Genomic DNA, 13,783 nt, shown 5'->3' with positions numbered 1-13,783 from the left:
TCCGGAGGGTGATCACCCACCTGCACTCGGCCACCATCCTGGTCGGCGACCAGGAGGAGGCTCTGCGCTTCTACGTCGGCACGCTGGGCTGGGAGAAGCGGGAGGACGTGCGGTTGGGGCCGGTCCACCGGTTCCTGACCGTGGCGCCGCCGGGCGCGCGGACGTCGATCGTGCTCGGGCAGCCGGAGGTCTACGAGCGCGCGGTGGCCCCGGGCGGCACCGGCATCACGGTGATCACGCCGGACGTCGCCGCCGCCTACGCCGAGATGACCGCGCGCGGCGTGCGGTTCGTGGGGGAACCGCAGGTCATGCCGTGGGGCGTGATGGCGACGTGGTTCGCCGACCCGTTCGGGAACGAGTACTTCCTGCTGGAGGGCTGACCACCGCTCGCCGAACACCACGCCCGCGCAGGCCGACCACCGTCCCACCAGCCAGCACCAGCCACACCACCGCAGCCCCGACCAGCCAGCGCCAGCCGAAGTGCCCGAAAACCACACTGCCGAGCGTGCCGCCGACGCTGCTGCCCAGGTAGTAGGCCAGGGTGTACATCCCGGACGCCTGGCCGCGCGCGCCCTCCGGCGCCTCGGCCGCGGCCCAGCCGTTGGCCACCGCGTGCGCGGCGAAGAAACCGCCGGTGAGCACCACGAACCCGAGCACCACCAGCGGCAGCGAATCGGGCAGGGTCAGCAGGATCCCGCTCGCCATCACGGCCAGCCCGCCGAGCACCGCGCGCGGCCGTCCGAACCGGGCGACCAGCCGGCCCGCGTTCGACGACGACACCGAGCCCACCGCGTAGGCGAGGAACACCAGTGACGCGACCGCCGGGGACAGGCCGAGGTCCCCGGTCAGCCGGAACCCGGCCGCGTTGTACATCGCCACGAACGCGCCCATCGCGAGCAGCGCCACGCCGTACTGCGCCAGCAGCACCGGCCGCCGCAACGCCAGACCCATCCCGCTCAGCACGCCCCGCGACCGCTCCCCCGGCGCCCGCGCACCGGCGGGCAGCGACACCACGGTGATCGCGCTGCACACCAGCGCCACGCCCGCGACCACGGCCAGCGCGCCGTGCCAGCCCAGCGCCTCCGCGCTGAACCCGGCGGACAACCGGCCGAGCATCCCGCCGACCGTGTTGCCCGCGATCATCGCCCCCACCGCCGCGGCCACCCCGGTCTTGCCGAGCTGCTCCACCAGGTACGCGGAGGCCACGCCCGGGAACCCGGCGATCGCGATCCCCTGCAGCGCCCGCAGCACCAACAGCACCGGGTACGAGGGCGCGAACGGCATCAGCAGGCCCAGCACGACCGACAGCGTCACCGACGCGATGATGATCGGCCGCCGCCCCACGATCTCCGACAGCGCCGCGATCGGCAGCACCGCGATCGCGAGCGCCCCGGTCGCCACCGACACCGCGAGCGACGCCGAGCCGGGGTCGAGGTGGTACTGCGCGGCGAGCTGCGGCAGGACCGGTTGCGGCGCGTAGAGCAGGGCGAACGACGAGATCCCCGCGGCGGCGACCGCGAGCTTCACCCGCCGCGTCTCCGGGCGGACGGAGACGGGCACATCGACTGACACGCCCTCAAAAGTAAGCCGCGCTAACAGATACTTCCAATGCGTAGAACTGGCACTATTCATACCGTGGCGTATGAGAATTCGGCTGAAGCGTCTGACCAGCGGCTGGCGGCGGAGCTGGCCCCCAGCCTGGCGCTGCTGTCCGCCCTGCGTGAGACGCGCAACATCACCCGTGCGGCGGAACGGCTGGGCGTCCCGCAGCCGACGGTGAGCCGCCGGCTGGCCGCGTTGGCCGAGATCGTCGGCGCGCCGCTGACCCGGCCGGACGGGCGCGGCGTCCGCCTGACGAGGGCGGGCGAGATCCTCGCGGCGACGGCCGCGCGGGCACTCGCCGCGGTCGAGACGGGCGTGCGGCAGACGCGGGAGGAGATCTCGCCGGATCGCGGGCACGTGGTGCTCGGATTCCTGCACCTGCTGGGCCGGTGGCTGGTCCCGTCGCTGCTGCGCGACTTCCGCGCCGACCACCCCGGGGTGCGGTTTTCGCTGGTCCAGGGCTCGCGGCAACACGTGCTGGACCGCCTCGCCGACGGTGAGCTGGACCTGGCGCTGGTGGCTCCGCTGCCGGAGACCGCGACGCTGGACAGCTTCGCCTTGTCGGAGCAGGAGCTGCTGCTGTCGGTGCCAGAGGCGCACCCGCTGGCCCGGCGGCGCCGCATCCGGGTGGCGGAGCTGGCCGGCGAGCCGTTCGTGACGCTGGAGCACGGCTACGGGCTGCGGCAGATCATCGACGACCTCTGCGCGGCGGCCGGTTTCGAGCCGCGGATCGCGTTCGAGAGCCAGGAGTCGGACACCGCGCGGGGCCTGGTCGCGGCGGGGCTGGGGGTGGCGCTGCTGCCGCGGTTCGGGCCGGTACCGCCGGCCGGGGTGGTGGAGGTGCCGCTGTCACCGCGGGTCAGCCGGACGATCGGCTTGACCTGGCGGGCGGGCGAGGAGCCGACCCCAGCGGTCGCCGCCTTCCGCGACCACGTCCGCACGAACGGCGCACGTTACGCCTGACGAGACCCGCGCGGACTCACCCGGCTACCGGCCACCGGCACTGGCACCGCCACGACGGCGCCCGGGAGCTACGAACGACTCCGCGAACGCCACCAGCGTCCGCGCCACGCGAGCAGGCCCCATCGCCGCGACGGCGCCCCGGAGCTACCCCTGGTCCGAGCCCCACGACTCCGCGAACGCCACCAGCGTCCGCGCCGCGAAGCCCGTCGCGCCGGGGACGACCTCCGCGTAGGGCTTTTCGGCTCGGGCGGGGCCCGCGATGTCCAGGTGCGCCCACGGCAGGCCCTCGGTGAACTCGCGCAGGAACAGCGCCGCCGTGATGCCGCCCGGCCCGCCCGGCGCCTGCTTCACGTCGGCCAGCTCACCGCGCACCGCGTCGGCGTGGGCGTCCAGCAGCGGCATCCGCCACCAGGCCTCCCCCACGCTCGCGCCGGCCTCGCGGATCTCGTCGGCCAGCTTGTCGTCCGTGGCGAACAGCCCGCCGGTCCGCAGGCCCAGCGCGACCTTCATCGCGCCGGTCAGGGTGGCCACGTCGACCACGGCGTCCGGGCTGAACCGCCGGGTCCCGTAGGCGAGCGCGTCGGCCATCACCATGCGGCCCTCGGCGTCGGTGTTGGACACCTCGGTGGTCCGCCCGCCGTAGTGCCGCACCACGTCGCCCGGCCGGTACGACGACCCGGACACGTGGTTCTCCGCCGCCGGCACCAGCGCCGTGACCCGCACCGGCAGCCGCAGCGACGCGATCGCCAGCGCCGCGGCGATCACCGCGCCACCACCGGCCATGTCGGTGCGCATCAGGTGCATCCCGTCGGCCGGCTTGATCGACAGACCGCCGGTGTCGAACGTGATGCCCTTGCCGACCAGCAGCAGGTGCCGCACCGCGCCGCGCGGCCGGTAGGTCAGCTCGATCAGCCGCGGCGGGCTCGCCGAACCGCCGCCGACCGCGAGCACCCCGCCGAAGCCCTGCGCGGCCAGCCACTGCTCGTCCCGGATCGTGGCGCTCAGGCCGGGCACCTCGCCGGCCAGGCGCGCGGCGGTGTCCGCCAGCCACTCCGGGTTCTTGACGTTGGACGGCGTGTTCGCCAGGTCCCTGGCCAGCGCCGACGCCCCGGCCAGCACCCGCACGCGCTCGACGATGCGCTGGTGACCGGCCTCCGCGGTGATCAGGCGCAGGGTGCGCAACGCGGGCTCGTCCACCTCCGCGGTGACCTTGAACCGGTACCCGCCGAGCAGCGCGCCCAGGGTCAGCTCCGCGACCTGCTCGCCGGTGACGTCGCCACCCAGCTCGACTTGCACGGCCTTGACGTCGGCGGCCTCCCGGGCCAGCGCCGCGCCCGCGGTGCGCCACTGCGCGGGCTCGCCCTCGCCGATCCCGACCAGCCAGCGCACGTCCCCGGCGGGGACCCGGCGGACCTCACCGGCCTTGCCGGAGTGCTCGACCCCGCCGACCGGCGCGGCCGCACCCGCGGGAACCAGGACGGCCAGGTCGGCGCCACGACGGCGCGCGTCGGCGACCTCGACGTCGATCAGGCGGCTGGGAACGGACGGCAGGGGGAACCGCGCCATCTGGCGACCTCCTGGAACTCAAGGGACTGCGGCCGCGCGTGACGTCAGCCGGTGACGACGGGACGGGACGTGCTCAGCTGGTGGCCTCCTGCAGGGCAACCCCCAGATCCTTGGCCTCTTCGGCCGACAGCTCGACGACAAGTCGCCCGCCGCCCTCGAGCGGAACGCGCATCACGAGGCCCCGCCCCTCCTTAGTCACCTCGAGGGGACCATCTCCGGTCCGGGGCTTCATGGCCGCCATAGCGTGCTCCCTCCGTATCAACCGGCGCGCCCGGGTCGCGCTCCTCAAGCCAACCGGGTCAGGCCCCATTCTCCCTCATCAGGATGGGCGCGCGAACGCGGACCGATCTTTTCGTGTTTGCTTAGGTGCTGGTATCGCCCCGCACCCGAGTTTTCAGGAGGACCTCCGGTGACCACCGAGGACGTGCTGCTCACCGCTGACGCCGACGGCGTGCGCACCGTGACGTTGAACCGCCCCAAGGCTTACAACTCGCTCACCGTGGAGCTGAAGGAGCGCCTGCTCGCCGCGTTGCGCGAGGCTTCGGCGGACCCGGCGGTGCGCGCGGTGGTGCTGACCGGCGCGGGCAAGGCGTTCTGCGCGGGCCAGGACCTCAAGGAGCACGTCGGGCTGCTGCAGGCCGGCGACCCGGCCCCGCTGCGGACCGTGCAGGACCACTACAACCCGATCGTCCGGGCCATCGTCGAGATGCCGAAGCCGGTGATCGCCGCGGTGAACGGCCCGGCCGCGGTCGCGGGGGCGGCTTTCGCCTACGCCGCGGACCTGCGGGTGGCCGCGTCGTCGGCGAACTTCCTGATGGCCTTCGCCAACGTCGGGCTCGGTCCGGACTCGGGCGCGTCGTGGACGCTGCAGCGGCTGGTCGGCTACGGGCGGGCGGCCGAGCTGATGCTGCTGGCGCGCACGGTCGGCGCTGAGGAGGCGCTGTCGCTGGGCCTGGTCACGGAGGTCGTGCCGGACGAGGAGCTGGCCGGCCGGGCGCAGGCGCTCGCCGCGAAGCTCGCCGCCGGGCCGACGGTCAGCTACGCCAAGATCAAGCACGTGCTGACCGTGGCCGCGGAGGGCTCGCTGGAGGACGCGCTGGCCGCGGAGGACGCCGCGCAGACGGTGCTCGGCTCGACGGCCGACCACCGCGAGGCGGTGGAGGCCTTCGTCGCCAAGCGCAAGCCCGACTTCCAGGGCAAGTAGGGCGATTCCGGGCGGCGGAGCCGCTGTCGCCACGCACGCAGCTCGCACCGCCGCGGGTTCTGAATCAGCTCAGCCGCGCGGAGCGCGTCCGTTGAGGGTGGTGGCGGGCTGGCGGGCGGGCCCCCTCGCGAGGACAGCGCCGACGTGGTGGTTGGCACTGTCGCGCGAAGCGCGTCCACCAGGGGTGGTGGTCGGGCCGGCGGGTGGGAATTCATGAGGAGGCGATCCCGGAGCGAGGGGGCTCCTGAGTCAGCTCAGCCGCGCGAAGCGCGTCCGTTGAGGGTGGTGGCGGGCTGGCGGGCGGGGCCGCCACCCGCACCGCCACGCAGGGTGCCCAGTTATGTCGTTGCGCGGAAGCAGGTCACCAGGTGGTCGTCGACCATGCCGGTGGCCTGCATCAGCGCGTAGCACGTCGTCGGGCCGACGAAGGCGAACCCGCGCTTCTTCAGCGCCTTCGCCATCGCCGTCGACTCCGGGGTGATGGCCGGGACGTCGGCCATCGTGCGGGGGCGCGGGCGCTTCCCGGTCGGCGCGAACGACCACAGCAGCTCGTCCAGCGGCTGGTCCAGCTCCGCGATCGCGCGGGCGTTCGTGATCGCGGCCAGGATCTTCGCCCGGTTGCGCACGATGGACCCGTCGGCCATCAGCCGCTCCACGTCGTCGTCGCCGAACTCGGCCACCTTCTCCGGCACGAACCCGGCGAAGGCGTTCCGGAAGCCCTCCCGCTTGCGCAGGATCGTGATCCACGACAGCCCGGACTGGAACGCCTCCAGGCACAACCGCTCGTACAGCGCGTCCTGCCCGCGCAGCGGCACGCCCCACTCCGTGTCGTGGTACTCGGCGTAGTCCGGCGCCGAGTTCGCCCACGGGCACCGCGACACGCCGTCCGCGCCGATCGACTCCATCACACCTGCCCCACCGAGTAGCTCTCCGCGAACTTCGCGAACCGTTTCAGCGAATACCGCAGCCCGAGCACGAACGCGGGCTTCACGACCGGCCAGCCCAGCTGCCCCGCAGGCCCGAGCGGCGGCACCAGGCTCTCCGACCAGACGAACGTGGACCGGTGCGCGCCCTTCGCGTGCACGTGGAAGGCACCGGTGCCCTTGACGACGCTGCCCAGGTGCCGGACCGTGCACCGCACCGGCGGCTCCCAGCTGGTGATCTCCATCGGATCGGTGACGCCCACCCCGCGCACCCCGGTGAACGCGCTCAGCTTCGACCCGACGCTGCGCCCGTCACCCTCGACGACCTCGACGTGCGTGCCGAGCATCCACTCGTGCTGCCGCTCCCAGTCGGTCAGCGCGAGCCACGTCGTGCCCGCGCCCGCGTGCACGTCCACGGACAGGACCAGGTCGATCATCCCGATGTCTGCCGTTCCGCCTCGAGCACGGCCACCCGGGCGCGCAGCTCGTCGATCTCGGTGCCCAGCCGCCGCATCACCCAGTCCACTTCGGACATCTTGTACCCGCGCAGGACCAGCTGGAAGCGCACCTTCTGCACGTCCTCGCCGGTGATGTCGCGGACCGGCAGGCGGGTCGGCGAGCTGCCCGGCGGCAACGGCGCGAGCTCCTCGCCGCGGCCGAACACGACGGCGGCCAGCAGGAACACCACCGCCGCCACGAGCAGCATGATCAGGAGGTAGATCAGGGCGGTCGTCACGTCAGAATCGTGACACACCCGGGCGCGGTTCGTCCCCCGAGCGCACCTGCCGCATCGGCGGCCGGTCGGCCACCAGGACCTCGGACTCCCGCGGCACCCACGTCCCGGCGTCGGCCACGAACTGGGTCAGCGTCCCGGAGCCGCCCGCGTCGATGCCGCACCGGGCCAGCGCGGTGCCGAGGATCTGCCGGGCCATGACGCCCAGCTGCAGCAGCGACCGGTTCCGGTGCTTGCGGACACCCAGGTTGACCTGGGCCAGCCCGGCCATGCCGTAGCGGGCCTCGGCGTCGAGCAGCAGCCCGATCTCCACGCCGTACCCCGCGGCGAACGGCACCGATTCGAGGAACTCGCGGGTGGCCGCGTACTCGCCGCCCAGGGGCTGGACGACCGCCGACAGCGCGGGCCGCAGCGCGGACAGCACCGGGCGGGCGAGCAGCTCGGTCACCCGCCCGCCGCCGTGGCCGGCCTCGGCCGACTCGACCCGCAGCGGCCGCCGGTAGAAGCCCTTGACCAGGTGCACGCCCTCGGTCAGCAGCAGCGGGCCGAGCAGCGCGGGCACGAACCCGGGGTCGGGGTCGACGAGGTCGGAGTCGAGGAACACGACGAGGTCACCGCTGGTCGCGGCCAGTGACCGCCACAGCACCTCGCCCTTGCCGGGCAGCGGTTCGAGGTCCGGCAGCACGTCCTCGCGGCGCACCACACGGGCCCCGGCCGCCGCGGCGACCGCGACCGTCGCGTCGGTGGAGCCGGAGTCGACGACCACCAGCTCGTCGACGAGCGTGCCGACCAGCGGCCGCACCGAGGCGACCACCCGGCCCACGGTCTTCTCCTCGTCGAGCGCGGGCAGCACCACCGACACGGTGCGGCCCGCTTTCGCCCGTACCAGGTCAGCGGGGTCGAAATCGGGCTCCTGCCACGTGCGCAGGGCGAACCAGCCGGTGTCCATGACCGCCGATCGTGCCATGCTGGAATCGACGACGAACTGGAGGAACCGTGCTTTACCAGCTGATCCGTCTCCTGGCCGTACCGGTGGTCAAGCTGATCTACCGGCCGGAGGTGCGTGGCGCGGAGAGGGTTCCGGCGTACGGCCCGGTGATCCTCGCGCCCAACCACCGGGCGGCCGTGGACACGACGCTGTTGGCGCTGGTCAGCCCGCGGCGGGTGCGGTTCCTCGGCAAGGCGGAGTACTTCACCGGCAAGGGCCTGCGCGGCCGTCTGATGGCCGCGTTCCTGGACGCGGTGGGGTTCGTGCCGGTGGAGCGCGGCAACGCGAAGGCCGGGCTGGCGGCGCTGGAGTCCGGCCGCCGGGTGCTCGACCAGGGCGGGGTGTTCGGCATCTACCCGGAGGGCACCCGCTCGCTCGACGGCCGCCTGCACCGCGGGCACACCGGGGTGGGCTCGCTGGCGCTGGCGACCGGCGCGAAGGTGGTGCCGGTGGCGCTGACCGGCACGGAGAAGCTGGTGCCGAACGGCAAGCTGTTCCCGCGGTTCGCGAAGGTGACCGTCGAGTTCGGGGAGCCGCTGGACTTCTCCCGCTACGACGGCCTGGACGCGTCGCCGGCGATTCGGCGCGCTGTTACCGACGAGGTGATGTACGCGATCGCGGAGCTTTCGGGGCAGGAGTACGTGGACAAGTACCACAAGCGTCCGGGTGAAGCTGCGTAGGCGCTACGCGCGTATCTCAAGCGCCGGCTTCGCTTCGCTACGCCCGGATGAGAAGTGCCCTCCCGAACCCGATCTTCAATTGTTCGGTTGCCGAGAAGTCGCGTCAAGGCGGGAAAGCGTGCCTTGACCCGACTGCTCGGCAACCGATTTGGCTGGGGATCGGGTGGCGGGAGAGGGGTGGCTCGGGCGGTGGGGCCGGTTTCGTTGCCGGGTGGCGGTTTGGGTCGTGGTGGTGGTGCTGTTATTGCCACTTGGCGATGTCGGGGGCCTCGTACCTCGCGAAGGCGTCCAGTAGTGCTGCTGGGTCCTCGTCCACGAAGACCAGGTCCCGGTGCTCCGCGCGCAGGAACTTCTCCGTGACCATGTGGTCGATGAAGTCGCGGAACGGGCGGTAGTACCCGCGCACGTCGACCAGGCCGATGGGCTTGCCGTGCAAGCCGAGCTGGGCCCACGTCCAGACCTCGGCCAGCTCCTCCAGCGTCCCGGCGCCGCCGGGCAGGGCCAGGAACGCGTCGGCGTACTCGGCCATCTTCGCCTTGCGTTCGTGCATGTCGGCGGTCACCACCAGCTCCGACAAGCCCGCATGCGCGATCTCGACCCGCTTGAGGTGCTCCGGGATCACCCCGATCACCTCACCGCCCGCCGCCACCGCGCCGTCGGCGACCGCGCCCATCAGGCCGACGCTCGCGCCGCCGTAGACCAGGCCGATGCCCCGCTCGGCGAGCAGCTTGCCGAGCGCCGTGGCGGCGTCCACGTACACCGGGTCGCCGCCGCCGGAAGAACCGCAGAACACACAGATCCGCTTCACTTAGTGGGTGTCCTCCCAGGCCTTGTAGGCCTCCTCGACCATCGCCACCGCCTCGTCGACGTCGTCGGTGAGGTGCAGCAGCGCCAAATCCTTGTCACTGATCTTGCCCTGGGCGTACACCGCGTCCCGGACCCAGTCGTAGAGCCCGCCCCAGTAGGACCGTCCGAACAGGACCACCGGGAACTTCGTCACCTTCTTGGTCTGGACCAGGGTGAGCGCCTCGAACAACTCGTCCAGTGTGCCGAAACCACCGGGCAGGCAGATGAACGCCTGCGCGTACTTGATGAACATCGTCTTGCGGGTGAAGAAATACCGGAAGTTCACCCCGAGATCGACCCACGGGTTCAGGCCCTGCTCGAACGGCAGCTCGATGCCGAGCCCGATGGACAGCCCGCCGGCCTCGGACGCGCCCCGGTTGACCGCCTCCATCGCGCCCGGCCCGCCCCCGGTGATCACCGCGAACCCGGCGTTCGCCAGCCCGGCGCCGATCTTGCGGCCCAGCTCGTACTCGGGGTGGTCGCGGGGCGTGCGGGCCGAGCCGAACACGGTGACCGCGCGCGGCACCTCGGCCAGCGCGGCGGCCACCTCGACGAACTCGGCCTGGATGCGCATGACCCGCCACGGGTCGGTGTGCACCCAGTCGCTGGGCCCGCGCGAGTCGAGCAGGCGCTGGTCGGTGGTGGTCTGCTCGATGCGGCGCTCGCGGCGCAGCACGACCGGACCCCGCTGCTTCTCCCGCGGGTGCTCGGGATACTCGGACGCTTCGTCCACTTCTGGCCCTGTCACCCCGCCGAGCTTACTGGCCCAGGAAGTCCCGCAACACGCGCGTGACCTGCCGGATCTCCCGGGCCGCGACGTGCTCCTCACGGGTGTGCGCGAGGGTGGGGTTCCCGGGGCCGAAGTTCACCGCCGCCATGCCCAGCGCGGCGAACCGGGCGACGTCCGTCCACCCCAGCTTCGCCGCCACCTCGCCGCCCGCGGCCCGCACCAGCTCGGCCGTCGCCGGGGCGGTCAGGCCGGGCAGCGCGCCCGGCGAAAGGTCCACAACGGACAGTTCGTAGCCGTCGAACACCTCACGCAGGTGCTTTTCGGCCTGCTCCGGGCTGCGGTCCGGGGCGAAGCGGAAGTTCACCGCGAGCACCGCCTCGTCCGGCACGACGTTGCCGGCCACCCCGCCGGAGATCCGCACGGCCTGCAGGCCCTCGCGGTAGGTGAGACCGTCGATGTCCACCACCCGCGCCTGGTAGGTCTCCAGCCGCCGCAGCGGCTCGCCCAGGGCGTGGATCGCGTTGACGCCCATCCAGGCGCGCGCGGTGTGGGCGCGCTTGCCGGTCTGCCGCAGCTCGACCCGCATGGTGCCCTGGCAGCCGGCCTCGATGACCGCGTTCGACGGCTCCCCCACGATCGCCAGGTCGCCGGCCAGCCACTCCGGCATCTCCCGCTCGATCCGGCCGAGACCGTTGCGCACGGCCTCGACCTCCTCGTTGTCGTAGAAGACGAACGTGACGTCGTGGCGCGGCTCGGTGACGGTGGCGGCCAGGTGCAGGAACACCGCGTCGCCGCCCTTCATGTCGACCGTGCCGAGCCCGTGCAGCACCTCGTCGTCGCCGGAGCCCTCGCGGCGCACCGGCAGGTTCTCGTTGACCGGCACCGTGTCCAGGTGCCCGGCCAGCACCACGCGGGCGGGCCGGCCGAGGTTCGTCCTGGCCAGCACGGCGTCACCGTTGCGCACCACCTCGAGGTGCCCGGCCTGCGCGAGCAACGCGGCCTGCACCGCGTCGGCCAGCGCCGTCTCCTGCCCGGACACGCTCGGGACGTCCACCAGCGCGGCGGTCAGGTCGACGGGGTCGGCGTGCAGGTCGAGAGTCGTCATGTCCCGACTCTAGGGGGTGTCGTACCGTGGGCTGATGCGCACATGGAAGCCCCTGATCACGCTCGGTGCGCTGGCACTCGTGCTGGCCGGCTGTTCGAACGAGGCGGGCCCGACCCCGAAGGGCGGCGCCGGGCCGGCGGAAACCCCCTACGCGCTGTCGATCAAGCTCAACGCCCTGACCGCGGACACCTGCTTCCGCGACCCGGCCGGGCAGACCCCGCGCGGCTGCGGCAAGTACGTGACCGAGCTGGGCAGCACCCCGGGCCTGGTGCGCGAGCAGGCCGGCACCAAGCACCCGGACCTGGTCGCGGCGGCGAACGACCTGGAGAAGGGCATCGGCGCCTACCGCGGCAGCCACTGCGACGCCGTCGCCGAGCCGGGCGGGGCGTGCACCACGGCGCTCACCTCGATCGCCGACAGCCTCCGGTCGGTCAAGCAACTGGTGGACACCCAGCTCGTGACCGGCTGAGTTACGGTTAGGGCCGTGAGCGAGCAGAGCCCCAATCCCGAGACCACCGGTGCGCACGGCGTCGGCCTGGCCACCGTCACCACCGACGGGACCGTGCTGGACACCTGGTTCCCGCAGCCCAAGCTGGGCGAGCCCGGCACCAGCGGGACCGAGCGGCTGACCCGCGGGCAGGCCGCCGAGATCCTCGGCGAGGCCGCCGCCGCGCTGCTCGGCCCGGACGAGGCCCGCGGCGTCGAGGTGGTCGCGGTGCGCACCACGATCGGCACGCTCGCGAAGGCTCCGGCCGACGCGCACGACATCTACCTGCGCCTGCACCTGCTGTCGCACCGCCTGGTGCAGCCGCACGGGCAGAACCTGGACGGGATCTTCGGCCTGCTGGCCAACGTCGTGTGGACCAACCACGGCCCGTGCCCGGTCGAGGGCTTCGAGCAGACCCGGCTGCGGCTGCGGGCGCGTGGCCCGGTCACCGTCTACAGCGTGGACAAGTTCCCGCGCATGGTCGACTACGTGGTGCCCGCCGGGGTGCGGATCGGCGACGCGGACCGCGTGCGCCTGGGCGCGCACCTGGCCAACGGCACCACGGTGATGCACGAGGGTTTCGTGAACTTCAACGCCGGCACGCTCGGCGCGTCGATGGTCGAGGGCCGCATCTCGGCCGGTGTGGTGGTCGGCGACGGCACCGACGTCGGCGGCGGCGCGTCGATCATGGGCACGCTGTCCGGTGGCGGCAAGGAGGTCATCTCGCTGGGCGAGCGCTGCCTGATCGGCGCCAACGGCGGGGTCGGCATCTCCCTCGGCGACGACTCGGTGGTGGAGGCCGGGCTGTACGTCACGGCCGGCACGAAGGTCGTGGTCGAGGGCAAGACCGTCAAGGCCCGCGAGCTGTCCGGCATCTCCGGCGCGCTGTTCCGGCGCAACTCGGAGACCGGCGCGGTCGAGGCCGTGCCGCGCACCGGGGCCGGCATCGAGCTGAACGAGATGCTGCACGCGAACTGAACGCGGGTTTCGTTCACCTATCATTCATCTGGTGAGCACCGCTACGTTGCCCTCCCGGGTCGTGACCGTCGGTGACCTCGGCCTGCCCGGGCAACCGCTGGTCGCGGGTCCGCGGGACACCCCGGAGACGCTGCTCCGGGCCCGGATCGACGGGCAGCTGCGCGCGATGCTCAGGTACGAGCCGGGCACGCGGTCCGGGTCCGATCCCGAGGACCTGCACCAGATGCGCGTGGCCGTCCGCCGGCTCCGCAGCGCGTTGAAGCTGCTGGGGCCGGCGGGCGACGACGTGCGGGCCGAGCTGAAGTGGCTCGCCGCCGGGCTCGGTGACGTGCGCGACCACGACGTGCTGATCGGTCACCTGCGCGCGACGGTCGCGTCGCTCGGCGAGCCCGACCAGGCGGCCGGGGCGCGGCTGGTGCGGATCTTCGTGGCCGAGCGGGCGAAGGCGAAGCGGCGGCTCAACCGGTGCCTGGGCAGCGCCCGGTACGCGGCGTTGTTGCGGTCGACGGCGCGGCTGGTGCTGACGGAGCTGCAGCTGACCGCTGATCCGGCGCCGGGCCCGGTGGACGTCGGTGCCGTGGTGCGCAAGCCGTACCGGAAGCTGGCGAAGGCGGTGGCCGCCCTGCCGGCCGACCCGCCGGACGACGAGCTGCACGAGCTGCGGATCCACGGCAAGCGGCTGCGGTACGCGGCGGAGACGGCGCAGGCGGCGGCGCGGAAGAAGCAGGTCACGCGGGTGCGGGAGCTGATCAAGGCGACCAAGCGGCTGCAGGACGTGCTCGGGGACCACCAGGACGCGGTGGTGGCCGCCGCGCGGATGCGGGACCTGCTCGCGGTGGCCGACGATCCCGCCGTGGGTTTCGTCGCGGGCCGCATCGCGGAGCGGGAACTGAGGCGCCGCGCCACCGCCCGGGCCGCCTGGCCGGCAGCACTGGCGAAGGTGAACGCGGCGGCGGCCAAGGTGTGCGGCTAGCGCCC

General features: G+C 73.0%; 17 protein-coding genes. 7 read left to right on the top strand and 10 right to left on the bottom strand.

Features of this window, described 5'->3' with window-relative positions; all coding sequences use genetic code 11:
* Positions 1-8: 8 nt before the first annotated feature.
* Positions 9-380 carry a VOC family protein gene (locus D0D15_RS05010; RefSeq protein ID WP_094006876.1) on the top strand — a complete coding sequence of 124 codons (372 nt, stop codon included), beginning with the start codon at positions 9-11 and terminating at the stop codon, positions 378-380.
* On the opposite strand, the gene D0D15_RS05005 is transcribed toward D0D15_RS05010, so the two are convergent.
* Positions 307-1,527 carry an MFS transporter gene (locus D0D15_RS05005; RefSeq protein WP_244214936.1) on the bottom strand — a complete coding sequence of 407 codons (1,221 nt, stop codon included), beginning with the start codon at positions 1,525-1,527 and terminating at the stop codon, positions 307-309. The two genes, D0D15_RS05010 and D0D15_RS05005, sit on opposite strands and share 74 nt — an antisense overlap.
* A gap of 108 nt (positions 1,528-1,635) precedes the next feature.
* Here D0D15_RS05005 and D0D15_RS05000 point away from each other — a divergent pair, with 108 nt between their 5' ends.
* Positions 1,636-2,565 carry a LysR family transcriptional regulator gene (locus D0D15_RS05000; protein WP_094006877.1) on the top strand — a complete coding sequence of 310 codons (930 nt, stop codon included), beginning with the start codon at positions 1,636-1,638 and terminating at the stop codon, positions 2,563-2,565.
* A 144-nt stretch (positions 2,566-2,709) separates the two neighbouring features.
* On the opposite strand, the gene D0D15_RS04995 is transcribed toward D0D15_RS05000, so the two are convergent.
* A complete protein-coding gene (locus D0D15_RS04995; protein ID WP_115944273.1) occupies positions 2,710-4,131 on the bottom strand; it encodes a leucyl aminopeptidase family protein in 1,422 nt (473 codons plus the stop codon).
* A 73-nt stretch (positions 4,132-4,204) separates the two neighbouring features.
* A complete protein-coding gene (locus D0D15_RS04990) occupies positions 4,205-4,372 on the bottom strand; it encodes a DUF3117 domain-containing protein (protein ID WP_081617745.1) in 168 nt (55 codons plus the stop codon).
* Positions 4,373-4,540: 168 nt separating this feature from the next.
* Between D0D15_RS04990 and D0D15_RS04985 the strand changes: the two genes are divergently transcribed.
* A complete protein-coding gene (locus D0D15_RS04985; protein WP_115944272.1) occupies positions 4,541-5,335 on the top strand; it encodes an enoyl-CoA hydratase-related protein in 795 nt (264 codons plus the stop codon).
* 338 nt (positions 5,336-5,673) lie between these two features.
* On the opposite strand, the gene D0D15_RS04980 is transcribed toward D0D15_RS04985, so the two are convergent.
* Genes D0D15_RS04980 through D0D15_RS04965 form a run of 4 tightly spaced genes read right to left on the bottom strand, consistent with a single transcriptional unit; the run spans position 5,674 to position 7,940 of the window.
* Positions 5,674-6,243, bottom strand: coding sequence for a DNA-3-methyladenine glycosylase I (locus D0D15_RS04980; RefSeq protein WP_094006880.1), 570 nt, complete (start codon positions 6,241-6,243; stop codon positions 5,674-5,676).
* Positions 6,240-6,695: an SRPBCC family protein gene (locus D0D15_RS04975; RefSeq protein ID WP_094006881.1), complete on the bottom strand. Its 456-nt coding sequence runs from the start codon at positions 6,693-6,695 to the stop codon at positions 6,240-6,242. The genes D0D15_RS04980 and D0D15_RS04975 overlap by 4 nt, the downstream gene beginning before the upstream one ends.
* Entirely contained in the window at positions 6,692-6,994 is a 303-nt protein-coding gene (locus D0D15_RS04970) for a DivIVA domain-containing protein (protein ID WP_094006882.1), read from the bottom strand. Before D0D15_RS04970 ends, D0D15_RS04975 begins: the two co-directional genes overlap by 4 nt.
* A gap of 1 nt (position 6,995) precedes the next feature.
* The gene (locus tag D0D15_RS04965) at positions 6,996-7,940 is read right to left on the bottom strand and encodes a glucosyl-3-phosphoglycerate synthase (RefSeq protein ID WP_094006883.1); all 945 of its coding nucleotides are present in this window, start codon (positions 7,938-7,940) and stop codon (positions 6,996-6,998) included.
* 47 nt (positions 7,941-7,987) lie between these two features.
* On the opposite strand from D0D15_RS04965, the gene D0D15_RS04960 reads away from it, so the two are divergent.
* Positions 7,988-8,659, top strand: coding sequence for a lysophospholipid acyltransferase family protein (locus tag D0D15_RS04960; protein WP_094006884.1), 672 nt, complete (start codon positions 7,988-7,990; stop codon positions 8,657-8,659).
* A 241-nt stretch (positions 8,660-8,900) separates the two neighbouring features.
* Here the strand turns inward: D0D15_RS04960 and D0D15_RS04955 are convergent, their stop codons facing one another.
* From D0D15_RS04955 to dapE, 3 genes are read right to left on the bottom strand one after another with little or no spacing between them, the layout of a single operon-like run.
* A complete protein-coding gene (locus D0D15_RS04955) occupies positions 8,901-9,467 on the bottom strand; it encodes an LOG family protein (protein ID WP_115944271.1) in 567 nt (188 codons plus the stop codon).
* The gene (locus D0D15_RS04950; RefSeq protein ID WP_115944270.1) at positions 9,468-10,238 is read right to left on the bottom strand and encodes an LOG family protein; all 771 of its coding nucleotides are present in this window, start codon (positions 10,236-10,238) and stop codon (positions 9,468-9,470) included.
* Between the two features lie 25 nt (positions 10,239-10,263).
* Positions 10,264-11,340 carry a succinyl-diaminopimelate desuccinylase gene (gene dapE / locus D0D15_RS04945; RefSeq protein ID WP_094006887.1) on the bottom strand — a complete coding sequence of 359 codons (1,077 nt, stop codon included), beginning with the start codon at positions 11,338-11,340 and terminating at the stop codon, positions 10,264-10,266.
* A gap of 34 nt (positions 11,341-11,374) precedes the next feature.
* Between dapE and D0D15_RS04940 the strand changes: the two genes are divergently transcribed.
* The 3 genes from D0D15_RS04940 to D0D15_RS04930 are packed head-to-tail and all read left to right on the top strand — an operon-like array spanning position 11,375 to position 13,778.
* Positions 11,375-11,809, top strand: coding sequence for a hypothetical protein (locus D0D15_RS04940; protein WP_094006938.1), 435 nt, complete (start codon positions 11,375-11,377; stop codon positions 11,807-11,809).
* Positions 11,810-11,824: 15 nt separating this feature from the next.
* A complete protein-coding gene (dapD, locus tag D0D15_RS04935; protein WP_115944269.1) occupies positions 11,825-12,805 on the top strand; it encodes a 2,3,4,5-tetrahydropyridine-2,6-dicarboxylate N-succinyltransferase in 981 nt (326 codons plus the stop codon).
* Positions 12,806-12,836: 31 nt separating this feature from the next.
* Positions 12,837-13,778 (top strand): CHAD domain-containing protein, encoded by a 942-nt coding sequence (locus D0D15_RS04930; protein ID WP_233157376.1) that lies wholly within the window; start codon positions 12,837-12,839, stop codon positions 13,776-13,778.
* Positions 13,779-13,783: the final 5 nt, after the last annotated feature.

The sequence above is a fragment of the Amycolatopsis thermalba genome (assembly GCF_003385215.1).
Classification (GTDB): domain Bacteria; phylum Actinomycetota; class Actinomycetes; order Mycobacteriales; family Pseudonocardiaceae; genus Amycolatopsis_E; species Amycolatopsis_E thermalba.
Note: the sequence above shows the minus strand (reverse complement) of the source record. Positions and strands in the feature narration are given on the sequence as shown.